This window comes from Sinomonas terrae, assembly GCF_022539255.1.
In the GTDB taxonomy this organism is placed as follows: domain Bacteria; phylum Actinomycetota; class Actinomycetes; order Actinomycetales; family Micrococcaceae; genus Sinomonas; species Sinomonas terrae.
Map to the genome: position 1 here is coordinate 1,529,083 of NZ_JAKZBV010000001.1, position 21,412 is coordinate 1,550,494.

Below are 21,412 nucleotides of genomic sequence, written 5' to 3' on the forward strand. Positions count from 1 at the left end.
CGCCACAGCACACTTCGAACCACACAAGAAGGTCATCACAGCGAGGACTGCACCGATGATGACCACGAGATGTAGAGAGCAGGGACTGCAGATGGCCGAATTGACCATCAATGCCGATGACGTCCGCGATGCGCTGAACGACTTCGCGGCGTCCTACGAACCCGGAACCGCCGAGCGTGTCGAGGTCGGGACCGTCGTCCAGGCCGCCGACGGCATCGCCCGTGTCGAGGGGCTTCCCTCGGTCATGGCCAACGAGCTGCTGCGGTTCGAGAACGGCGTTCTGGGCCTCGCCCAGAACCTCGACGTTCGCGAGATCGGCGTCATCATCCTCGGCGAGTTCGCCGGCATCGAGGAAGGTCAGGAGGTGCACCGCACGGGCCAGATCCTCTCCGTTCCGGTGGGCGATGCCTTCCTCGGCCGCGTGGTCGACCCGCTCGGCCAGCCGATCGACGACCTCGGCCCGATCGCTGCGGAGTCCACCCGCGCCCTCGAGCTCCAGGCCCCGGGCGTCACCCAGCGCAAGTCCGTGCACGAGCCGATGCAGACGGGTCTCAAGGCCATCGACGCCATGATCCCGATCGGCCGCGGCCAGCGCCAGCTCATCATCGGCGACCGCCAGACCGGCAAGACCGCGATCGCGGTCGACACGATCATCAACCAGAGGGCCAACTGGGCCTCGGGCGATGTCACCAAGCAGGTTCGCTGCATCTACGTGGCCATCGGCCAGAAGGCCTCGACGATCGCGGCCGTGCGCCAGACCCTCGAGGATCAGGGCGCCCTCGAGTACACGACGATCGTGGCCTCCCCGGCTTCCGACCCGGCCGGCTTCAAGTACCTCGCACCGTACGCGGGATCGGCTATCGGCCAGCACTGGATGTACGGCGGCAAGCATGTCCTCATCATCTTCGATGACCTGTCGAAGCAGGCTGAGGCCTACCGCGCCGTTTCGCTCCTCCTGCGTCGGCCGCCGGGACGTGAGGCGTACCCCGGCGACGTCTTCTACTTGCACTCGCGCCTCCTCGAGCGTTGCGCAAAGCTCTCGGACGAGCTTGGCGCCGGCTCCATGACCGGTCTGCCGATCATCGAGACCAAGGCGAATGACGTCTCGGCGTACATCCCGACCAACGTCATCTCGATCACCGATGGTCAGATCTTCCTCCAGTCCGACCTGTTCAACGCCAACCAGCGTCCGGCTGTCGACGTCGGCATCTCGGTGTCGCGCGTGGGCGGTGCCGCCCAGGTCAAGTCGATGAAGAAGGTCTCGGGCACGCTCAAGCTCGACCTGGCGCAGTACCGCGACATGCAGGCGTTCGCAATGTTCGCGTCGGACCTCGACGCCGCTTCGCGCCAGCAGCTGACCCGCGGTGCCCGCCTCATGGAACTCCTCAAGCAGGGGCAGTACTCGCCGTTCCCCGTCGAGGAGCAGGTCGTCTCCATCTGGGCCGGCACCAACGGCTACCTGGACAACGTTCCCGTCGAAGACGTGCGCCGCTTCGAGGCCGAGTTCCTGGAGTACCTCAAGCACCGCACCTCGATCCTCACGACGCTCGCACAGACGAACGTCCTGGAGGATGACACGGTGGAGGCGCTCAAGTCTGCGATCACGGACTTCAAGCAGGGCTTCTTCGGGCAGGGCGACAGCCACCTTGTCGCCCCTGGCCGCGAGGAGCACGAGGCTCTTTCTGAGGGCGATGTCAACCAGGAACGGATCGTCAAGCAGACGCACTGATTCCACTCGATGACCCGCGGTGGCCGCCGGCGCGGAGGGCAGCTCCGCTCCGCGGCCCCATGGGACAGCGATGGACAGGAAAGGACAAGAATGGGTGCCCAGATCCGGGTCTACCGCCAGAAGATTGCCTCGACCACGTCGATGCGCAAGATGTTCAAGGCGATGGAGCTGATTGCCACCTCCCGTATCGGAAAGGCGCGGGCTCGTCTCGCGGCCTCCCTGCCGTACGCGCGGGCCATCACCCGTGCGGTCTCGGCGGTTGCCTCCACGAGCGACTTCGAGCACCCCTTGACCACGGAGCACGAGAATGTCCGTCGCGCTGCCGTCCTCGTCTTGACCGCCGACCGCGGCCAAGCGGGCGCCTACTCGGCAAGCATCCTCAAGCGGGCAGAGTCCCTTACGGAGCTCCTGCGCAGCCAGGGCAAGGAAGTTGCGACGTACCTCGTGGGCCGTAAGGGCCAGGCGTACTTCGACTTCCGGAACCGCGCGTACGTGCAGGTGTGGACGGGGCAGACGGACAACCCCGAATTCGAGCGCGCCCGGGAGATCCGCAAGGTACTGCTTGAGGCGTTCTCCGCGCCCTATGAGGAAGGCGGAGTCGACGAGATCCACGTGGTGTACACGTCGTTCAGGTCGATGGTGGTCCAGGAGGCGGTCGTCATCCGCCTGCTCCCGCTCGAGGTTGTCTCCGAGAAGGCATCAGAGGCCAATGAGATCCTCCCGCTCTACGAATTCGAGCCTGAGCCCGAGAAGGTCCTCGACGCGCTCCTTCCGCGCTACATCGAGTCGCGGATCTTCGCTGCAATGCTCCATTCGGCCGCGAGCGAGCTCGCGTCGCGACAGCGGGCGATGAAGAACGCGGGTGACAACGCGAGCGATCTGATCAAGAAATACACGCGACTGCGCAACACCGCCCGCCAGGCGGAGATCACTCAGGAGCTTACCGAGATCATCGCCGGCGCAGATGCGCTGAACGCCTGAGGCCCCCGGAGCCCTGGGCCACTCAATAGACTGACTACACGCCAAACTGGAGAAGTGAGAGACATGACTGCCACTGCCCCCGAAGCGGTTGCCACCGCCGGCGCGACGGGCCGGATCGCCCGCGTGATCGGTCCGGTGGTCGACGTCGAGTTCCCCGCGGACTCGATCCCGGAGATGTACAACGCCCTGACCACCGAGCTCACGCTCGATGGCAAGACGCACACCATCACCTTCGAGACCGCACAGCACCTCGGCGACAACCTCGTTCGCGCCATTTCGCTGCAGGCCACCGACGGCCTCGTTCGCGGCACCAAGGTCCAGGATACCGGTGCTCCGATTTCGGTTCCGGTCGGCGACGGCGTCAAGGGCCACATCTTCAACGTGCTCGGCAAGCCGCTGGACGTCGAAGAGTCCGAGATCCAGGCTTCCGACTACTGGCCCATCCACCGCAAGGCGCCTTCGTTCGCCCAGCTCGAGGGCTCGACGGAGATGCTAGAGACGGGCATCAAGGTCATCGACCTCCTCACCCCGTACATCAAGGGTGGAAAGATCGGCCTCTTCGGCGGCGCTGGTGTCGGCAAGACGGTTCTCATCCAGGAGATGATCACCCGCGTTGCCCGTAACTTCGGCGGCACGTCGGTCTTCGCCGGCGTTGGCGAGCGTACTCGTGAGGGCAATGACCTCTGGGTCGAAATGGACGAGGCGGGCGTGCTCAAGGACACGGCGCTCGTGTTCGGCCAGATGGATGAGCCGCCGGGAACCCGTCTTCGCGTGGCGCTGTCCGCGCTGACGATGGCGGAGTACTTCCGCGACGTGCAGAACCAGGACGTACTCCTGTTCATCGACAACATCTTCCGTTTCACCCAGGCGGGTTCAGAGGTCTCGACGCTGCTCGGCCGCATGCCTTCTGCTGTTGGCTACCAGCCGAACCTCGCCGACGAGATGGGCGTCCTTCAGGAACGCATCACCTCGACGCGCGGCCACTCGATCACCTCGATGCAGGCCATCTACGTCCCTGCCGATGACTACACGGACCCCGCGCCGGCGACGACGTTCGCGCACCTTGATGCGACCACCGAGCTTTCGCGCGAGATCGCCTCTCGCGGCCTCTACCCGGCCGTCGATCCGCTCTCCTCGACCTCGCGCATCCTCGATCCGCAGTACATCGGCAAGGACCACTACGACACCGCGGTGCGGGTCAAGCAGATCCTTCAGAAGAACAAGGAACTGCAGGACATCATCGCGATCCTCGGCGTCGACGAGCTGTCCGAAGAGGACAAGATCGTCGTGGCCCGCGCCCGCCGCATCCAGCAGTTCCTCTCGCAGAACACCTACACTGCGAAGCAGTTCACGGGTGTCGAGGGTTCAACGGTTTCCATCAAGGACACCATCGAGGGCTTCAAGGCAATCTGCGACGGCGAGCTGGACCACATCGCGGAGCAGGCGTTCTTCAACGTCGGTGGCCTCGACGACGTCGAGCGCAACTGGGCCAAGATCCAGGAATCGACGAAGTAGCATGGCCGAACTTGAAGTCGAGATCGTGGCGGCGGACCACTTCGTGTGGTCCGGCGGCGCGAAGATGCTGAAGGCCCGGACGGCCGACGGTGAGATCGGGATCCTGCCCGGCCACACCCCGGTCCTTGCGATCCTGCACGAGGGCACCATCGAGATCCAGCCCGTCTCCGGTGACCGCATTGTGGTTGAGGCTGACGGCGGCTTCTTCTCGGTGGACACCAACCGCGTGGTGATCGTCGCCGACAACGCCCACATCAGCGAGTCAGTCGCGGGGACCCGTTAGCCCTCGTTGATGGACGATTCTGCTCTTCCGTTCATCGTCCTGGCAGCGGTCTTCCTGCTCCTTGCAGCCTTGCTCTGTGCCCTCGGGGTGCGCCGCTTTGTCCTGCGGCGCACCCTCGGCACGGTGGATGCCTCCATCAGCCTGTCCTCCGGGGCATGGCGGATGGGGGTTTGCCGTTATCAGGACACTGAACTCGAGTGGTTCGATCTGCTCTCTCTCAGCCCACTTCCCAAACGCCGGTTCACGCGCAGTGCGCTCGTTCTTCAGGGCCGCCGAATGCCGACCGAGGCCGAGCGCCCCAAGGTGCAGGCCGACGTCGTGATCGTGGAGCTGACCCATCTGGGCAGCCAGGTTCGCTTCGCGATGGATTTCCGGGCCTACGCCGGTCTTGCATCATGGCTCGAGGCGGGGCCAGTAATCGGCGTCGGAACGTGGCGTTGACCTCCGACCGTATGACGACCGAGGTTGAAGCGACAGAAACGCGACCGTTGGTCGACACGGTGCGGGCTGGCGCGGCCCGTTGGCTCTTGTCGATCGGCCGTTATCCGGTCACGCTCTCGCTGATAGGCACTTTCTGGATCGTCGGGGCGGCCACCGGCAGCATTCTCTCGGGCCCGAATGCCCGGCTCTACAGCCTTATCAGCGGCGACTTCGCATCGCTGCGCTCCGGCCAGTGGTGGGGCGTGGCAACCTCGATCTTCTTCGCCTCAAATCCCTTCGCCTATCTCGCGGGGACGGTTGTCATTGGCGCCCTCGTGCCCTTCGCGGAACGCGCCTTCGGCCCGCTCCGGACCGTCCTGCTGTTCTTCGGCGGCCAGATCGTGAGCCTTATCGCGTTCTTTGCAGTGGCCCAAGTAGCGCAGTGGGCCGGTGACAACTGGATCGGGGCCATGGTTGACGTGCCGGTGCTAGGGCCCTATCCGGCGGCCCTCGTCTGCGGTCTCGGCGCCAGTGGGATGCTGCGCGCGTTCGTTCGGCGACGCCTGCGCGCCGTCGTCCTCGCTGTGGCCGGAATGCTCGTTCTCTACATCGGCCACTCCGAGACGGTGCTCGGGCTGATCGGGGCTCTCGTGGGCCTTGCTGTGGGCTGGTGGTTCCGCAGCGGCGTCACAGAGCGGACCTTCAGGCTCCCCAGCATCCGGGAGCGGCGCAATCTGCTCGCGCTCTGCGTGGCGTTCGTCGCAGTCGGGCCGGTCCTCACCGCGTTCAGCCATAGCCCGAGCGGGCCGCTGGCCCTCGTGCGGGACATGGTCCTCAACCCGCTCCCGGCCTTGAACCAGCTGCAGCAGTATTGCGGCGGGACGGTCGATAGCGAGTGCCTGCAGGCAGGCCAGCCCACCGTCCTCTCGGCAGCAGGCTACCTCACCTCGCTCTTCCCCATCCTGATCCTCCTGGTGTGCGCCGAAGGCCTCCGTCGCGGCCGTTCGGTCGCGCTCCGCGTCGCAATCTTCGTTCAACTCGCGGTCGCGGTGCTCACCGTCGGCTACCTTGCCCTCTTCCTGCGGATTCCCTACCGGCCGGAGCGAAGCCGCATCGGCATCCTCGGTTCCGGCTTCGTCCATCTGCTGCCGGTCGCGGCCTGTGCCCTCGCGCTCGTGATCCTGCTCTGGATGCACCGGGACCTCTTTCCCGTCGAGACGTCTCGCGGAACGCGCCGCAGGCTTCAGATCGCCGGAGTCGTGCTCGTGGGTGGCCTCGTGACTGTCTACGTCCTCCTGTGGCTGCGTGACGGGGGCATCAGGCTCCCTGGGGGAGTGCTCGGTCTCCTGGGGGAGATCCTCCGGCAGTACGTGCCCTCGCCCATCCCGATCACCTATGCACCGATCTTCCGGAACCGCAGTCCCCTTGAGCTGTGGCTCTTCACGTACAGCGGGCTCATCGTCTGGGCCGCAGCGCTCGTCGGCGTCAGCGTCGCGGTCCTCCGTGGCCAGCAGACCCTCGGAAGGCGGGACGACAGCCTGCAGCTTGCCAGGCGACTTGTGCATCAAGGGGGCGGAAGCCTCTCGTGGATGACGCTCTGGCCGCCGAACCGCTTCTGGTTCGACGAGCGGTCGACGGCGGGCATCGCCTTCCAGCAGCACGGCCGGGTTGCGCTGTCTGTTGCCGGTCCGATCGGCGCCGCGACGCGTTGGACCGCCGCGGTCGAGGGCTTCATCGGGTACTGCTCGCGCCACGCCCTCGTGCCGTGCTTCTATTCCGTCACAGAGGAGTTCTGGCCGCTCCTGCGCGACCGGGGCTTCCGACGGGTCGAGGTCGCCAAGGAGACGCGTCTTCGCGTGCGGGAGCTCGAGTTCAAGGGCAAGGACTGGCAGAACGTGCGGACGGCCGTGAACCGCGCCCGAAAGCTCGGGGTCCGCGCCGAATGGTCACGCTACGTGGCCCTCGGCCCTCAGCGGCGGTCGCAGCTGCACGTTCTCGCTGAGGAGTGGTCCGCGCAGAAGGCCCTCCCAGACATGGGGTTCACGCTGGGCGGCCTCGATGAGCTGATGGATCCGGAAGTCCTGCTGTGCCTCGCGGTCGATGGCGAGGGAACGCTTCACGGCGCGACGAGCTGGCTCCCCGTCTACCGTGAAGGCCGCGTGGTGAGCTGGACCCTCGACTTCATGAGGCGAAGCCCGGACGGGTTCCCCGGAGTGATGGAATTCCTCGTGGCCTCGGCGGTAACCCAGCTCCGCTCCGCGGTCGACACCATTTCGCTTTCAGGCTCACCGCTTTCGTCCGACATGAGCGGAGAGCGCGCGGCTGTGGAGGGGGAGGACGAGTTGCTCGGCCGGATTCTCGACGCGACCGGTCAGGCCCTCGAGCCCGTTTATGGGTTCCGTTCGCTCGCGCGCTTCAAATCCCACTTCCAGCCGGAATACCATGCGCTCTACATGTACTACCAGGACACCTTGCATCTCCCTGCCATTGGCAGGGCTCTGGCCGAGGCGTATCTGCCGGGTATCACGACGAGACATCGCATGCGCCTACTGCGGAGCCTCGTAAGGTAAACGGCGATTAGTGACCTTATCGGTCAAGAATATTCACAGAGGACAAACAACAGGGGCCCCGGAGTTACCCGGGGCCCCGTGCGAATAAGCCGAGGTCAGAGGGCAGTAACGCCCGTGGCCTGCGGGCCCTTGGAGCCCTGGCCGATCTCGAACTCAACGCGCTGGTTCTCCTCAAGCGTGCGGAAGCCCGTCGACTTGATCTCCGAATAGTGGACGAAGACGTCGCCTTCGGCGTCGTCCGGAGTGATGAAGCCGAAGCCCTTCTCAGCGTTGAACCACTTGACGGTTCCCTGTGCCATTCCTTGATTCTCCTGTGGATTGCCGATCGATGGCCTTCCGCCGGTGCGGAAAGCCCAGTTACTCCGCGGGAAGAACCTGACACGCACTGTTATCAGGAGCTTCGCGCTCGCAACGGTCTTGCGAGCATGTTCTGCTAGCTGAACAAGCTGCTAGCTCACAGATACTGCTGACTACTCAAGACTGGTTATAGCCAATCATGCTCGGAAGGCACGGTCAATGGCATAGAAAGACGTGGCCCTAATTCCGAGAGAACAATTTCTGAATCGAGGGACTCAGCCTGCGTTCGGAAGGGGCAGGAGCTGCCCCCGACGCACGACTGCGGCGAGGCCGAGTTCCGAATCGGTCGCTACGAGGTCCGCACACAGGCCGCGGCGCAGGCTCCCGAATTCGTCAATCCGGCCGAGCACTTCTGCGGGGACTGCGGTCGCCGAACGCACGGCCGCTGCGACCGGGACGCCGGCCTCCACGGTCGTGCGGACGACTTCGAGCAGGGTCGCCGTGCCGCCGGCGATGGCCCCGTTGGCGTCGAGGGTGGCGACGCCATCCCGCACAGTGACGGCCGAAGGCCCGAGCATGTACTGGCCGTCCCCGAGCCCTGCGGCCGCCATCGAGTCGGTCACGAGCGCGATGTTCTCCTCACCGACCAGCGAGAAGACGGTCCGTACTGTGGCGGGGTCAAGATGCACGCCGTCCGCGACGAGTTCGATCACAGCGCGCCCTGCCGCGGCCGCCCGTAGGCACGCGGCGACTGGACCCGGCGAGCGGTGGTGCAGCGGCGGCATGCCGTTGAACAGGTGGGTCACTGTCGGAAGGGTTTCCTCGCCGTCGAACCCTGCCGTCGTCAGCTCGTCGGTAGCCTGGGCCAAGGAAGCCTCGGCTGTGGCATCGTCGCAGTCCGTGTGCCCGAGCGACGGGGTGACGCCATGCTGGATGAGAAGGTCCACGAGCGCCGCGGCTCCGGGGAGCTCTGGCGCATAGGTCATGGTCTCGAGGTTCCCCTCGGCGGCCTCGATGAGGTCCTCCGCGAGGCCGATGTCTGGTTCGAGCAGGAAGTCCGGGTTCTGGGCTCCGCAGCGCGCGGACGAGAGGAACGGGCCCTCGAGGTGGATTCCGCTGACGAGGCCTTCAGCGTCGAGGCGCGCGAACAGCCGTACGCCCCTCAGGAGATCTTCGGGCGGGGCGGTGACGAGGCTTGCGAGCAGCCCAGTTGTCCCCGAGCGGTGAAGGAAGTCGAGCGCGCGCCGCGCTGCTTCCTCATCTCCGCTCGGAAAGTCACCCCCGGCAGCGCCGTGGCAATGGAGGTCTACAAGCCCGGGGAGCAGGAGTGCGCCGTCGGGAAGAGAAAGCTCCTCGCCGCCGAATTCGGCGGTGTCAAAATCCGCGGCCGGCCCCGCGTAGGCGATCCGGTCGCCCTCGATGGCGACCAGACCGGCGTCGAGCATCTCCCCGTCGCTCACGATGCGGCCGCGCGCGACCAGGCGGGTCTGCTGGGAGGAGGGGGTGCTCATACGACGATCATAGGCGAGCAGGCCCGGCCGCGTCCGTCTTCTGTCGTTTCGAAGCGGCTCGGCGACTATGGACTAGACGGTATGGAGTGACCGCCTCGTGTGGGTGGTTGCGGGCCGGGGCCTCTCTCGCGCAGATTCGTGGGTTACCGGACAGAGTTCCCTGCCCGGCCTATCCGACATGCGTGGGGAGGCCCCGAATCTTCTATGTCGCGTCAAGCTGCTGCGAGTGCGTCGCGGTGGAGTGCGTTGAGGGTGCGGTAGAGGTGGCGGGCGAGGTATCTCTTGAGGCAGCGACGGATCTCGCGTGTGGTTCTGCCTTCGGCTGTGCGTCGTTCGGCGTAGGCACGGCTGTCGGGATCGTGGACCATTCGGGTGATGGTGGCCATGTGCAGGGCCCGGTTGAGGCGTCTGTCGCCTCCTCGGTTGAGCCGGTATCGGACGATGTTCCCGGAAGAAGCCGGGACGGGGCTGACCCCGGCAAGAGTGGCGAAAGCGGCCTCGGAGCGGACCCTCCCGAGGTGTGACCAGGCGGTGTAGACCACGGCGGCGGTGACCGGTCCTATGCCGGTCATCTCCAGCAGGGGCGCGGCGGGGCTAGCCTTGACGAGCTCGGATGTGCAGTGCTGGTTGTCCGCGAGCTCCTCGTCCAGAACGCGGATTCGTTTGGCAAGGCGGACCGCCTCCGTCCGGGCGGTGGCAGCCGCGACGCCCTCTTCCCGTGCCCGCCATCGCGCCATCTCCGTGACCTGGGTGGCTGAGAGGGGCCGGCGGGCGTCGATCCCGAGGTCGACGGTCCGGGCCAGGGCAGTGAGTGCGTTGACCTTGGCCGTGCGCTCGAGCGTCATCTGCTCCCTTGCCGCGATGAGCACTCGCAGGGCAGCGCGCACGCCCTCATCCTGGCGTGGGATACGCAGGCGGGTGCCCTCGAGCGGGAGGGCTGCGGCCGCGATCGCGGCCGCGTCCAGCGGATCGGATTTCCCTGTGGTGGTTCGTGAGCGAACGTAGCCCCTGGGGGCTTCCACAGCCTCGAAGCCGGCCTTCACGACTGCCGCTGCGAGCTGGGCTCCATAGCTGCCGATTCCCTCGATGACCCAGAGTGCGTCTGCGTCTCCTCCCGTGCGGCGGGCCGCCCAGTCGAGGGCCCTCCGCATGCCCGCCGCGGTGGCCGGGAATTGCTGGCAGCCGAGCTGTTCACCGGTCGCCGCGCGGACCATGGCAAGGGTGTGGGTGCGGGCGTGGGTGTCCACGCCGATGACGAACGGGCGCGTCTGTGCGACAGTAGTCTTCGCGGCCACGGGGTTCCTTCCTCGAGTAGGGGCAGATGCTTCTGGCCGCGGCGCGGCCGGCGTCGGCCCGGGTGAAGGTCACTCCGAGGCATTCCTGTGATGGGCCACGGCCCCGCAGGGGTCGGGCAGTCTTCTGATCAAGCCATCGGTGTGGGCCGGGCGGGCGCCGGGCACCAACCCCCATGGCTGGACAATTCGGGGCGAAGGCCTATGAAGGGGCCAGTGTTCATTCGAGTCACAGCCGAGGAGAAGGCGTCCAGCACCTACCCTGCCAGCCGGTCCCGGACCAGCCGCTCCAAGACTCACAGGTGTTCATTGAGCGTACGAGTGTTGGGCTGGATGTGCACGCCCGTTCGGTTGCCGCGGCGGCGATCGACGGGGTGACCGGCGAGCTGGTGCAGGCCAGGCTCGCCCCGTCCGAGGAGGCGATCACGGGCTGGCTTGCTGGTCTTCCGGGCCCGGTCGCGGTGGTCTACGAGGCTGGCCCGACGGGGTTCGGGCTCTCGAGGGCCTTGACCTCACAGGGGGTCAGGTGCGTGGTCGCCGCCCCGTCCCGGCTCCAGCGCCCGTCGGGGGACCGGGTCAAGACCGATGCCCGGGACGCGGTCCATCTGGCCAGGCTGCTGCGCCTGGACGAGGTCACCCCCGTCTCTGTCCCGACCGCGGAGCAGGAGTCCGCCCGGGATCTGGTCCGGGCGCGGGAGGACTGCCGCGGGGACCTGATGCGCGCCCGGCACCGGCTCTCGAAGCTGCTGCTGCGCCACGGGATCGTCTACGAGGGCGGCGATGCCTGGACCGGGGCCCATGACGCGTGGCTGCGCAGGGATGCGGCTCCCATGCTGGCCTCGGAGGCTACCAGGACGGCGTTCGACTCGGACTACGAGACGGTCCTGGCTGTCAAGGCCCGTCGGGACCGGCTCGACCGCGCGATCGAGGAGCTTGCCGCGGCAAGCGAGTTCGCCCCCCTGGTGCACCGGCTGGGCTGCCTGCGCGGAGTCAGCACCCTGACCGGGTTCGCCCTCGCGGTGGAGATCGGGGACTGGCACCGCTTCACCGGGGCGACGATCGGCTCCTTCGTCGGGCTGACCCCGTCGGAGCACTCCTCAGGCTCCTCCCGCGCCCAGGGACCGATCACGAAGACAGGCAACGCGCACGTCCGTCGGCTCCTGGTCGAGGCCGCCTGGCACCATCGGCCCCGCTACACGGTGGGCAGGACCATGCAGGAGCGGTGGGAGCTCGCCCCGCCGGCTGCGCGCGTGCACGGCGATGAGGGAAACCGGCGCCTGCACGCCCGCTGGGTGACATTCCTCGAGCGGCGCAAGCGCCCCACCGTGGCCGATGTCGCCATTGCCCGCGAGCTGGCCGGCTGGTGCTGGTCCCTGGCCGTCATGGACGACTAAGGCCCCCACCGCAGACCGCTTCGCCGGGGACTATGAGGCTGGCGGCAGCGCGTGGAGCTATCCGCGCCCGTTCTATGAGCAGGCCCCGGAGGGGGTCCACGCTCGTTTCTAGACACGCGGCCCAGCTCCAGCCGAAACACCGTCCTGCGGTAGCCAACCCGCGCATATCAGTCTGACCGCGCGTCGACCACGACACGCTCGCCACCCCAACCCCAGCGAAGCACCCGAGGTGCCGCCGGGAAGTTACCCCGACGGCACCTCACCATGCCCACTTGACAGCACACCACTCCATATCAGAACAGCCTGCTCTCGGAGTCGTCGACGCCGCGCATGGCGTCGTAGTCGAGTGTGAGGCAGTCGATGCCCCGATCGGTCGCGAGGACCCGAGCCTGCGGCTTGATCTGCTGCGCCGCGAAGACGCCCCGCACGGGCGCGAGCAGCGGGTCACGGTTGAGGAGCTCGAGGTACCGGGTGAGTTGCTCGACGCCGTCGATATCCCCGCGCCGTTTGAGCTCGACGGCGACAGTCCGCCCGTCGGCGTCCCGGGCCAGGATGTCGACCGGGCCGATCGCGGTCGCGTATTCGCGGCGGATGAGCGTGTACCCGGTGCCCAGCGTCTCGATCTGCTCGGCAAGGAGCCGCTGGAGATCAGCCTCGACGCCGTCCTTGATGAGCCCCGGGTCCACGCCCAGCTCGTGGCTCGAATCATGCAGGTGCTCGTGGATGTTCACGATGAGGCGGTCGTCCGACTTGGTCGACTGGACGGTCCACTGCTCGATGACCCCGTCCTCGAACTGGACTCCCTCGGCGTCCCCCGCCGTGACGCGGAGGCTGGCGGGCGGGCTCATCCAGTTGAGGGGCTTGTAGGAGCCGCCATCGGAATGAACCAGGACGGAACCGTCGGCCTTGACGAGCAGGAGCCGGGTCGCGAGGGGGAGGTGGGCCTTGAGGCGGCCTTCGTAGTCCACCGAGCAGCGGGCAATGACGAGTCGCACCCGAGAACTCTACCGCCGCGGACGCGCAGGGTCGTGACGGATCAGCCCCGAGGGCGCGAGAGAATGAGGGCATGCCGCGTTCCAACCGTCCCCGTCGTCCGGCACGCCCCGTGTCCGGTGGTCGCGGCCGCCAATCCGGTGCGTCCAAACCGGAGGACGGCGGCGAGGACTTCGATCTCGAACGGGTCCTTGCCGGCTTCGCGCGGCTCGAGTCCGCACCCGACGGCGACTGGCGCGTCCGACAGGTGACGACTCGGAATGCCGCGAAGGAGTACACCTGCCCGGGCTGCTCCCGCACGATCCCCCCGGGAGTCGCCCATCTCGTCGTGTGGGCGGACGACCACCTGTTCGGCGAGGAGGCAGGCATCGCCGAGCGGAGGCACTGGCACACGCACTGCTGGCGGACGCGCACTTACAGATATCGGTAAGGGCGGGAGAGGCGGCGGATATTCTGGCGTCATGCCCTTCGATCCTGCCTCCTACGAGTTCGCCCCGACGTCAGGTCCCGTGGACATCCGCGCGAACACGGTACTGCCCGCTCGCCGCGAGAACATCGAACTTCGGACCGACGACGGGCTCACTCTCGTCGGCGAACTCGCACTGCCTGCGGAGGGTGAGCCCAAGGCGAGCCTCGTGACGCTCCACCCGCTTCCCACCCACGGCGGCTTCATGGACTCGCACGTATTTCGGAAGGCATCGTTCCGGCTGCCGGCGCTCGCGGGCATCGCCGTCGTCCGCTTCAACACCCGCGGGACCTCGAGCCCCCGCGGCACGAGTGAGGGCGGCTTCGAGGAAGGCATCGGCGAACGGGCGGACGTCGAGGCCGCCGTACGTTTCGCGACCGAGCGGGGGCTTCCGAGGCGCTGGCTCGTCGGCTGGTCCTTCGGGACGGAGCTGGCCCTGAAATACGGTGCGCTCCCGCCGGTCGAGCCGCAGATCGAAGGCGCAGTCCTGCTCTCGCCGCCCCTCCACCGAGCGGGCGAGGAGGACCTCGCCAGATGGGCGTCGTCGGGCAAGCCGCTCACCGTGCTCGTGCCTGAGCACGACGACTACCTGCGGCCAGCCGAGGCGCGCGAGCGGTTCGCGGCCGTGCCGCAGGCGAAGGTCATCGGGGTCGACGGCGCAAAGCACCTGTGGGTCGGGGAGAAGTTCGTCGAGCGCGTTCTCAGCGAGACCGTGGCGACGGTGACCAGCGGAACCCCAGGGGAGGGAACGGGCCTGCCGACATCGTGGGAAGGACCCATCGCGCTCGCTGCCGGCTGACCCCCGGGCAGGCCACCGAGCCGGGGCCTGAGGGTCAGTGCTGGTCTTGCCGGACGATGAAGACCTCCCGGATCAGAAGCATCGCTGCCGCTGCCGTCGGGATCGCGATCAGGGCCCCGAGGACGCCCAAGAGACTGCCGCCCGCAATGACCGAGATGACGGCGACCGGGCCCGGGACTGCGACGGCCTTCTGCATGATCCGAGGCGAGACGAAGTAGGCCTCGAACTGCAGGTAGCCGAAATACGCGATGGCAAGCACGACGGCGGTCTGCCAGCCGGCCGTGAGGGCAACCAGGACGATCGTCGTGCCGGCGATCACGCCGCCTACGAGCGGGATGAACGCGAGGAACCCCACCACGAACGCGAGGAGCGCGGCGAACGGCACTTGGAGGATGCTCATGACGATGAACGCATACGTCGCATTGAGCACCGCAACGCACACCTGGCCGATCACGTAGTTGCCCACCGACCGAGTGATCTCCTCCGAGAGCGCCTCGACCCGAGCCCTGCGCGAGCGGGGGGCGAGACGGTAGCCCCAGGCCTTGATGGCCGGGAGCGCGGCGAGGAAGTACAGGCTCAGGACAAGGACGACGAGCGCGCCGAACGTCGTGTTGGCGATCGTGGTGCCCACGCCGAGCACGCCGCCGAAGACGTTCGTGACCGCCTCGGAATTCTGGCCGAATTTCTGGAGTTCATCGGTGATGCGCTGCTTGATTCCGAACTGTTCGTCAAGGCTGCGGTACCAGTCCGAGTGCACGATGCTGTTGATCCAGTTGGGGAACGCGGTGACCAACTGGCTGATCTGGTCGACGAGCGTTGGGATGAGAGTCCCGAAGAATGCCGCGAAGATGGCGAGGAGTGCCAGCAGGGTGATCGCGATCCCTGCAGCGCGTGGCACGCGGCGTCCCTCGAGCCAGCGGACCACGGGGTCCAGGCCGAGGGAGATGAAGAGGGCGGTCAGGATCCACACGAGAAGCTGTGTCGTGTGCTGGGTGATGTAGTAGAGCGCAAGGGCGATGCCGACGCCGACTGTGCCCATGAAGCCGACGTAGACAGGGTGCTGGGTCGACATGCGCGGTCCCGGTTTGCCGAACTCGCTCTCGGGTTCAGGTTCGGCGGCCTCGAGGAGCGGGGGCATCTGGAACCTCACACGCGGCTGTGCTCCCGGGATCGGGCGCCGAAGCCGGGTCGCGAAGGAGCGCATATCCCACTGCCGCCCGACCGCTCGGGCACGGGCTTCCTCCCGCGAGGGTCTCCCGAGTCCGGCCGGACTGTCATCCGGCTTTCGATCCGGTTCGTCTGCCACAGCTTCTGCCTTCCAATCGGGCCTTTTGTCACCCTATCAGCCGCGTGATCTCGCGGTTGAGAGGGAGAAGGGACTGTGATCCGAAGAGTCCGACTCGGCCTTCAGATCACGATTTGGTTACCATTAACCGTCCCCTTCCCCGACGTGAGGTGTTTTCTGTGCGAGTCAAGACCGCAGCCGCGCTCGTGCTGCTGGGCCTGATAGCTCTTGTGGCCGGCATCGGCCAGCTGACGTTCTGGGCGCCCCCCAGCACTGTGACGGCGACTCTCCCCGCCGGCACGAAGGCGGCCCCGCTGACCGTGATCGATTCAAAGCTCGAGAGCCTCCGGGGAGGGCAATCCGAGATATCGATCAAGGGTGACGGCGCGTTCGTCCTTGCCACTGGGCGCCCGGACGACGTCGCCGCCTGGGTCGGCAAGACGGCCCACACCACGATCAACGGAGGCTCAGCTGACGGAAAGCAGCTGACCGTGAACTATACGGCGGGCGACCCTTCGGCGCCCTCGCCAGCCGGTGCCGATACGTTCGCGACGACCCAAAACGCCTCCGGCACCCTCGACTACCACTGGAACCTCCCGGACAACGGCAACTGGCAGCTCGTCGTCGCTACAGACGGCACGAAGCCCGCTCCGCAGAACATCACCGTGACGTGGCCCAGCAACGCGACGACTCCATGGGGCGTTCCGCTCATCGTCCTCGGATGCCTCCTGATCCTCGCGGGCGTCGCGCTCATTGTGCTCAAGGGCCGTTGGCCCGGCTCCGGGCAGCGCGTGACTGCCTCTGGGGGTCCGAATGCCACTCCGCGGGGCTCCCAGCCTGACGCCCCCGCCGCCGGGCGCGTCGAGCGCCGCGCCGTCGCCCGTTCCGCGTCGGCTGTGGCCGCCGTCGTCCTTGCCCTCACCGGCGGTGCGGCCGCTGCCCAAGCCGCGCCGAGCCCTGTTCCCTCGGCCAGCCCCTCCGGGTCTGCCAGCCCTGCGCCCTCGGCCAGCCCGTCCGGCTCTGCCAGCGCAAGCCCCTCGGCCTCGCCGAGCGCGGCGCCGAACGCTCAGGACAAGGTCCTTGTCGACGAGCAGCTCCAGCGGATCCTTGACCAGGTCGCGACCACCGTCGCGGCTGGCGATCAGGCCAAGGACGCTACCAAACTGCAGCCTCGCGTCGACGATTCGGCGCTTCAGGCGAGGACCCAGAACTACAAGATCCGTGCGTCGGTGTCCTCCGCGGCGGCCCTCGCGCCAGTCCGGAGCTCTCGCCTCCTCACGACCGTCGTGACGGTCCAGCGCAGCTGGCCCCGCACTGTCGTCGCCGTGACGCAGGGCGACGGCAATACGACGCCGCAGGTCCTGACGCTCAAGCAGAACGACGCGCGGTCCAACTACAAGCTGGTCGAGGCCTCCCCGCTTCTCCCGGCCGCGACCTTCCCCAATGCCCTCAGGGCTGGTGCCCAGCAGGTTGGGCTCGACTCGAAGGACGGGATTGCCTACAGCCCGAACCTCGCGCTGGCTGGTCTCGGCGACCGTCTGACGAACGTCAACGGCTCGTGGAAGGACAACATCCCCGACAACGCCTACATCAAGGACACCTTGGGCTACGAGTCGGACATTGTGAACGCAAGCCCGAACGGCAATCTCGTGTTCACCCATAGCCCGACCGGCAACGACACTGTCGCCTATCGCACCGCGGATGGTGGAGCGCTCGTCATCGCGGCCCTCCAGTTCACGATCGACGGTACGCCCAAGTCGGCTGGCGACAAGCTCACCGTCCAGGACGATGCTGCGGCCCTCGCCGGGGGTAAGGAGGCGACGACCAAGATGAGCCTCCAATTCCTCGAGTCCGTCGCGCTGTACATTCCGCCGGTGGGCTCGAAGCAGCAGCTCACCCTCGTATCGGCGACTCGCAATCTCGTGGGCGCGAGCGTGAGCTAGCCCTCACCTACGAGATTTTCGCGAGGGGCGGAGGCGCTGTGAGCGTCTCCGCCCCTCGCACTATGGTGGAGGCATGAGCGTTCCCGGTTCCCGCCAGCCAAGCCCTCTGCCCTCGATGAGCCTCCGCGGCGCCGTCGACCTCTCGGCGCTCAAGGCGCGCGCCACAGCGACGCCACCCGCGCATACGGCGAATGCCAGCGCGGGGAACACTACAGCAGGCAGTTCTTCCGCGCCTGCTGGGACCACCAGCGGGGAGCAGCCGGAGGCCGGCCAGACGATTCAGATCGACGAGGCCAACTTCCCCCAACTCGTGCAGCTCTCGGCCCAGGTGCCGGTCGTCGTCCTCCTGTGGGCGCAGTACTCGCCTGAATCGCAACGCATGCGGGACGAGCTCGCCGCTGAAGTCGCGGGCTACGGCGGACGCCTCGCGTACGCGACGGCGGACATTGAGGCGTTCCCCCAGCTTGCCCAAGCTCTGGCGGTCCAGGCCGTTCCCACTGCCATCGCGTTCCTGAAGGGGCAGCCGATCCCGCTCTTCCAGGGAGCGGCTGCCCCAGCCCAGTCTCGCCAGCTTTTCGAAGAGCTCCTCCGCGTCGCAGAGGCCAACGGCGTGACGGGCACAGTCGACGGCGAGTCGGCGGCCGAGCCTGCAGAGCCTCCCCTCCCGCCACGCCTCCAGGAGGCGTACGAGGCGCTCGAGGTGGGCAACTATGCCGCGGCTGAGGCCGCCCTGACGAAAGAGCTCGCCGAACACCCCGCCGATCATGAGGCCAAGGCCATGCTTGCGCAGGTCCACCTCATGTCTCGTGTCGAGCTTCTGGGGCAGGATGAGGCCGATCGGGCACGCGCCGCGGCAGCTTCGTCACCTGACGACGTCGACGCGCAGCTCACGGTAGCCGACCTGGACCTCGTGGGGGGCCACATCGAGGACGCGTTTGCGCGGCTCGTGGGCTTCATCGGGCGCAACTTCGGGCCTGAGCGTGAGCAGGTCCGGGTGCGCCTGCTCGAGCTCTTCGAAGTGGTCGGCACGACGGATCCGCGCGTCAGCTCGGCTCGCCAGCAGCTTGCCCGCGCGCTCTTCTAGTCCCCCGGACCGGGAGGATTCCTCCTCGGGGTGTCCTCCGTAGGAGGGATCCCATTGCTCGGTCGGCTTGCTAGCGTGAGCTCATGACACTGCCCAGCTACCCCGTGCCTGAGGGTGCGGGGTACCCCGTCGGTTCGGCGCTCTCGATCCGAGGCCTCGCCAAGGCCTTCGGAGGCAAGCCGGCCGTCAATGGCATCAGCCTCGAAGTGCCCACCGGGTCGTTCTATGGGCTCGTTGGTCCCAACGGTGCCGGGAAGACGACGACCTTGTCCATGGCGACGGGTCTTCTGCGCCCGGACGCGGGGACAGCGCTCGTGTTGGGCATCGACGTATGGCAGGACCCGCTCGGCGCCAAGCGTCTCATGGGCGTGCTGCCCGACGGTGTCCGGCTCTTCGACCGGCTCAGCGGAGAGCAGCTCATCACCTATGCGGGCCTCCTGCACGGCCTTGACAGGGCGACCGTGGCGGCACGCACCCGTGACCTCCTAGAAGCGTTCGACCTCACGGCCGATGCGCGGACCCTCGTCGTGGACTATTCCGCGGGCATGACCAAGAAGATCGCGCTCGCCGCCTCCCTCGTGCATGCGCCGCGCCTGCTGGTCCTCGACGAGCCGTTCGAGTCGGTCGATCCCGTCTCCGCCGCCAACATCCGCGCCATCCTGACCGACTACGTCCACTCCGGCGGAACGGTGATTGTCTCGAGCCACGTGATGGACCTCGTGCAGCGGATGTGCGACCACGTCGCCGTCGTCGCCCAGGGCCAGCTGCTGGCCGCGGGGACCGTCGACGAGGTGAGGGGCGAGTCGACGCTCGAGGACCGCTTCGTCGAACTCGTCGGCGGCCACGGTCCGGCGGAGGGGCTCTCGTGGTTGCGCACCTGATCACCCTCAAGCTAGTGCTCCTGCGCAACGGCCTGCGCCGTAGCGTGGGACAGCTCGTCGGCCTCATCATCGGGTCGCTCTACGGGCTCGGGCTGCTGTTCCTCGCCGTCCTCGGCCTCGTCCTGCTGCGCCTCGAAGACCCGGGCATCGCGGAACCCATCGTCGTGCTCGGCGGGTCTGCACTCGTCGCCGGATGGGCCTTCGCGCCGATCCTGATCTCCGGCGTCGACCTCACGCTTGATCCTGCGCGTTTCGCGCTCTATCCCATCCCGCTGTCCCGGCTGCTAGTCGGCCAGGCACTGGCCGGCATCATCGGCGTGCCAGGCGCCTGCACCGCCGTCGCCCTCGCCGCGACGGCGGTGACGTGGGCGCGCGGCCCACTCACATTCAGCGCGGGAGTCGTGGGCGCGGCGCTCGCGCTCGGTCTCTGCATCGTGGTGAGCCGCCTCGTCGCGAGCGCAGTGACCGACCTCGCCACGTCGCGGCGGTTCCGCGAGGGCAGCCGTATGGTCATGATGGTTCCTATCGTCCTGCTCGGGCCCATCGTCGGGATTGCGATACGTGGAATGGAGACGAACCTCGAAGCGATGCGCGCGCTCGCGCAGGTCCTCGCGTGGACGCCGCTCGGGGCGGCGCTCGCCGTGCCGGGCGCGGTCGCCGAGGGGCATCTGCTCGAGGCGTTCGCCAAACTCCTGATTGCGGTCGCGTCCCTCGTCGTCGCGGCCTGGGCCTGGTCACGTGCGCTGGCGCGGGCGCTTGTCACTCCTTCGAGCCGGGCGTCCTCTGGGAGCAAGGCCGGGCGGAGGGGGCTGGGGCCGTTCGGGTGGATGCCAGCCAGCCCGGCCGGTGCGGTTGCCGCTCGGGCCCTGACGTACTGGGTCCGTGACCCGCGCTATGGAACCGCGCTCATCATCGTCCCGCTCGTCCCGGTGATCCTGTTCTTCACCTCGGCACAGCAGCACCAGTCCGACGTGTTCCTCCTTTCGGGCCCGCTGGCCGCGTTCCTCCTCGCATGGTCGCTCGCGACAGACGTCTCCTACGACTCGACCGCGTTCTCGCTCCACCTCACATCCGGCGTCCGCGGCCGCGCCGACCGCTGGGGGAGGGCGCTCGCACTCCTGACTTTTGCAGTGCCAGGCGCGATCGTGATCGCGCTCGTGCCGTTCGTGGTCTCAGGACGGTGGGACCTTCTGCCCGGATACCTGGGGCTCGCGTTGGGCGTCCTGCTGAGTGGGAGCGGGCTCGCCTCGGTCGTGTCTTCGAGGTTCACCGTGACCGTTCCGCTCCCGGGCGAGAGTCCCTTCAAGCGTCCGCCCGGCAACGCCACGCAGACGTTCCTCGTCCAGATCGGCGGCCTGCTCACTCTTGGCCTGCTCGTCCTGCCCGAGATCGTGCTCGTGGCGCTCTCAGTCGGGACGGGGGAGACGGGGTACGGCTGGGCCGCGCTTCTCGTCGGCGTCGTCCTCGGGAGCGCCCTCTTCGTCCTAGGAATAGCCCTCGGGGGAATGTGGCTGGACCGTCGCGGGCCGGAGGTCTATGCCTCCCTCGTTCGCTCCGGATGAGGCACTCCTCGGCGGACGATTTGGCCCCGGCAATGTCGGGGCCCGTTGCTAGCATGGAGTAATGAGCACAGCTGACCCCTTCGACCCGTATGCGAATGATCCGCGGGAACCCTCGGCTGCCGGTTCAACGGCGACCATCGAGCGCGAGGAGGTCCGCGAGGAACTCGAGCCTGGCGATCGCGAGCGGTTCTCGCACTATGTCCGCAAAGAGAAGATCATGGAGTCCGCCCTCACCGGAGAACCCGTGATCGCCCTGTGCGGCAAGGTGTGGACTCCAGGTCGGGACCCGAAGAAGTTCCCGATCTGCCCCACGTGCAAAGAGATCTACGAGGGTCTCCGCCCCGGCAACGACGGGAATAACGGCAACAACGGCGACGACGCGTAAGTGGCCACGGGTGGTGCCCGGG

At 67.4% G+C, this 21,412-nt stretch carries 19 protein-coding genes; 14 read left to right on the plus strand and 5 right to left on the minus strand.

Features of this window, described 5'->3' with window-relative positions; translation table 11 throughout:
• Window positions 1-91: 91 nt before the first annotated feature.
• The 6 genes from atpA to L0M17_RS07110 all read left to right on the plus strand — a co-directional run bounded on the left by atpA (window position 92) and on the right by L0M17_RS07110 (window position 7,498).
• Window positions 92-1,729, plus strand: coding sequence for a F0F1 ATP synthase subunit alpha (gene atpA, locus L0M17_RS07085; RefSeq protein ID WP_241053188.1), 1,638 nt, complete (start codon window positions 92-94; stop codon window positions 1,727-1,729).
• Between the two features lie 90 nt (window positions 1,730-1,819).
• Window positions 1,820-2,710 carry a F0F1 ATP synthase subunit gamma gene (locus L0M17_RS07090; RefSeq protein WP_241053189.1) on the plus strand — a complete coding sequence of 297 codons (891 nt, stop codon included), beginning with the start codon at window positions 1,820-1,822 and terminating at the stop codon, window positions 2,708-2,710.
• A gap of 63 nt (window positions 2,711-2,773) precedes the next feature.
• Window positions 2,774-4,225 (plus strand): F0F1 ATP synthase subunit beta, encoded by a 1,452-nt coding sequence (atpD, locus tag L0M17_RS07095; RefSeq protein ID WP_241053190.1) that lies wholly within the window; start codon window positions 2,774-2,776, stop codon window positions 4,223-4,225.
• Window position 4,226: 1 nt separating this feature from the next.
• Window positions 4,227-4,508, plus strand: coding sequence for a F0F1 ATP synthase subunit epsilon (locus tag L0M17_RS07100; protein ID WP_241053191.1), 282 nt, complete (start codon window positions 4,227-4,229; stop codon window positions 4,506-4,508).
• Between the two features lie 9 nt (window positions 4,509-4,517).
• Window positions 4,518-4,949, plus strand: a complete 432-nt coding sequence (locus L0M17_RS07105; RefSeq protein ID WP_043119928.1) for a DUF2550 domain-containing protein — start codon at window positions 4,518-4,520, stop codon at window positions 4,947-4,949.
• A gap of 47 nt (window positions 4,950-4,996) precedes the next feature.
• Window positions 4,997-7,498, plus strand: a complete 2,502-nt coding sequence (locus L0M17_RS07110) for a DUF2156 domain-containing protein (protein ID WP_241053192.1) — start codon at window positions 4,997-4,999, stop codon at window positions 7,496-7,498.
• A 95-nt stretch (window positions 7,499-7,593) separates the two neighbouring features.
• Here the strand turns inward: L0M17_RS07110 and L0M17_RS07115 are convergent, their stop codons facing one another.
• The 3 genes from L0M17_RS07115 to L0M17_RS07125 all read right to left on the minus strand — a co-directional run bounded on the left by L0M17_RS07115 (window position 7,594) and on the right by L0M17_RS07125 (window position 10,601).
• On the minus strand, window positions 7,594-7,797 hold the full coding sequence (locus L0M17_RS07115; RefSeq protein ID WP_043119926.1) for a cold-shock protein: 204 nt from the start codon (window positions 7,795-7,797) through the stop codon (window positions 7,594-7,596).
• A gap of 273 nt (window positions 7,798-8,070) precedes the next feature.
• Window positions 8,071-9,306, minus strand: coding sequence for an N-acetylglucosamine-6-phosphate deacetylase (locus L0M17_RS07120; protein ID WP_241053195.1), 1,236 nt, complete (start codon window positions 9,304-9,306; stop codon window positions 8,071-8,073).
• Window positions 9,307-9,518: 212 nt separating this feature from the next.
• The gene (locus L0M17_RS07125; RefSeq protein ID WP_241050952.1) at window positions 9,519-10,601 is read right to left on the minus strand and encodes an IS110 family RNA-guided transposase; all 1,083 of its coding nucleotides are present in this window, start codon (window positions 10,599-10,601) and stop codon (window positions 9,519-9,521) included.
• A gap of 299 nt (window positions 10,602-10,900) precedes the next feature.
• Here L0M17_RS07125 and L0M17_RS07130 point away from each other — a divergent pair, with 299 nt between their 5' ends.
• Window positions 10,901-11,992 (plus strand): IS110 family RNA-guided transposase, encoded by a 1,092-nt coding sequence (locus L0M17_RS07130; protein WP_241053197.1) that lies wholly within the window; start codon window positions 10,901-10,903, stop codon window positions 11,990-11,992.
• A 293-nt stretch (window positions 11,993-12,285) separates the two neighbouring features.
• Here L0M17_RS07130 and nucS read toward each other — a convergent pair whose 3' ends face one another.
• Entirely contained in the window at window positions 12,286-12,987 is a 702-nt protein-coding gene (nucS, locus tag L0M17_RS07135; protein WP_241053200.1) for an endonuclease NucS, read from the minus strand.
• 71 nt (window positions 12,988-13,058) lie between these two features.
• On the opposite strand from nucS, the gene L0M17_RS07140 reads away from it, so the two are divergent.
• Both L0M17_RS07140 and L0M17_RS07145 read left to right on the plus strand, forming a co-directional pair.
• Window positions 13,059-13,415 carry an Rv1322 family protein gene (locus tag L0M17_RS07140; protein WP_241053202.1) on the plus strand — a complete coding sequence of 119 codons (357 nt, stop codon included), beginning with the start codon at window positions 13,059-13,061 and terminating at the stop codon, window positions 13,413-13,415.
• A 31-nt stretch (window positions 13,416-13,446) separates the two neighbouring features.
• Entirely contained in the window at window positions 13,447-14,250 is an 804-nt protein-coding gene (locus L0M17_RS07145; RefSeq protein WP_241053205.1) for an alpha/beta hydrolase, read from the plus strand.
• 34 nt (window positions 14,251-14,284) lie between these two features.
• Here L0M17_RS07145 and L0M17_RS07150 read toward each other — a convergent pair whose 3' ends face one another.
• Window positions 14,285-15,388 carry an AI-2E family transporter gene (locus L0M17_RS07150; protein ID WP_372498000.1) on the minus strand — a complete coding sequence of 368 codons (1,104 nt, stop codon included), beginning with the start codon at window positions 15,386-15,388 and terminating at the stop codon, window positions 14,285-14,287.
• A gap of 326 nt (window positions 15,389-15,714) precedes the next feature.
• Between L0M17_RS07150 and L0M17_RS07155 the strand changes: the two genes are divergently transcribed.
• From L0M17_RS07155 to L0M17_RS07175, 5 genes are all read left to right on the plus strand, one after another.
• Complete coding sequence (locus tag L0M17_RS07155; protein WP_241053208.1) at window positions 15,715-17,478, plus strand: DUF8094 domain-containing protein; 1,764 nt, start codon at window positions 15,715-15,717, stop codon at window positions 17,476-17,478.
• A gap of 73 nt (window positions 17,479-17,551) precedes the next feature.
• A complete protein-coding gene (locus L0M17_RS07160) occupies window positions 17,552-18,562 on the plus strand; it encodes a tetratricopeptide repeat protein (RefSeq protein WP_241053209.1) in 1,011 nt (336 codons plus the stop codon).
• An 83-nt stretch (window positions 18,563-18,645) separates the two neighbouring features.
• The gene (locus L0M17_RS07165; RefSeq protein ID WP_241053210.1) at window positions 18,646-19,443 is read left to right on the plus strand and encodes an ABC transporter ATP-binding protein; all 798 of its coding nucleotides are present in this window, start codon (window positions 18,646-18,648) and stop codon (window positions 19,441-19,443) included.
• Window positions 19,428-21,005 carry a transporter gene (locus tag L0M17_RS07170; RefSeq protein WP_241053211.1) on the plus strand — a complete coding sequence of 526 codons (1,578 nt, stop codon included), beginning with the start codon at window positions 19,428-19,430 and terminating at the stop codon, window positions 21,003-21,005. Before L0M17_RS07165 ends, L0M17_RS07170 begins: the two co-directional genes overlap by 16 nt.
• A 61-nt stretch (window positions 21,006-21,066) precedes the next feature.
• Window positions 21,067-21,390 (plus strand): DUF3039 domain-containing protein, encoded by a 324-nt coding sequence (locus tag L0M17_RS07175; protein WP_241053212.1) that lies wholly within the window; start codon window positions 21,067-21,069, stop codon window positions 21,388-21,390.
• The last annotated feature ends 22 nt before the right edge of the window (window positions 21,391-21,412 follow it).

Coding starts and splice junctions, on each gene's coding strand:
- L0M17_RS07150 (WP_372498000.1), bottom strand. CDS start 15,388: ATGCCCCCGCTCCTCGAGGCCGCCGAACCTGAACCCGAGAGCGAGTTC.
- L0M17_RS07090 (WP_241053189.1), top strand. CDS start 1,820: ATGGGTGCCCAGATCCGGGTCTACCGCCAGAAGATTGCCTCGACCACG.
- atpA (WP_241053188.1), top strand. CDS start 92: ATGGCCGAATTGACCATCAATGCCGATGACGTCCGCGATGCGCTGAAC.
- L0M17_RS07120 (WP_241053195.1), bottom strand. CDS start 9,306: ATGAGCACCCCCTCCTCCCAGCAGACCCGCCTGGTCGCGCGCGGCCGC.
- L0M17_RS07145 (WP_241053205.1), top strand. CDS start 13,447: ATGCCCTTCGATCCTGCCTCCTACGAGTTCGCCCCGACGTCAGGTCCC.
- L0M17_RS07100 (WP_241053191.1), top strand. CDS start 4,227: ATGGCCGAACTTGAAGTCGAGATCGTGGCGGCGGACCACTTCGTGTGG.
- L0M17_RS07160 (WP_241053209.1), top strand. CDS start 17,552: ATGAGCGTTCCCGGTTCCCGCCAGCCAAGCCCTCTGCCCTCGATGAGC.
- L0M17_RS07105 (WP_043119928.1), top strand. CDS start 4,518: ATGGACGATTCTGCTCTTCCGTTCATCGTCCTGGCAGCGGTCTTCCTG.
- L0M17_RS07175 (WP_241053212.1), top strand. CDS start 21,067: ATGAGCACAGCTGACCCCTTCGACCCGTATGCGAATGATCCGCGGGAA.
- atpD (WP_241053190.1), top strand. CDS start 2,774: ATGACTGCCACTGCCCCCGAAGCGGTTGCCACCGCCGGCGCGACGGGC.
- L0M17_RS07115 (WP_043119926.1), bottom strand. CDS start 7,797: ATGGCACAGGGAACCGTCAAGTGGTTCAACGCTGAGAAGGGCTTCGGC.
- L0M17_RS07140 (WP_241053202.1), top strand. CDS start 13,059: ATGCCGCGTTCCAACCGTCCCCGTCGTCCGGCACGCCCCGTGTCCGGT.
- L0M17_RS07165 (WP_241053210.1), top strand. CDS start 18,646: ATGACACTGCCCAGCTACCCCGTGCCTGAGGGTGCGGGGTACCCCGTC.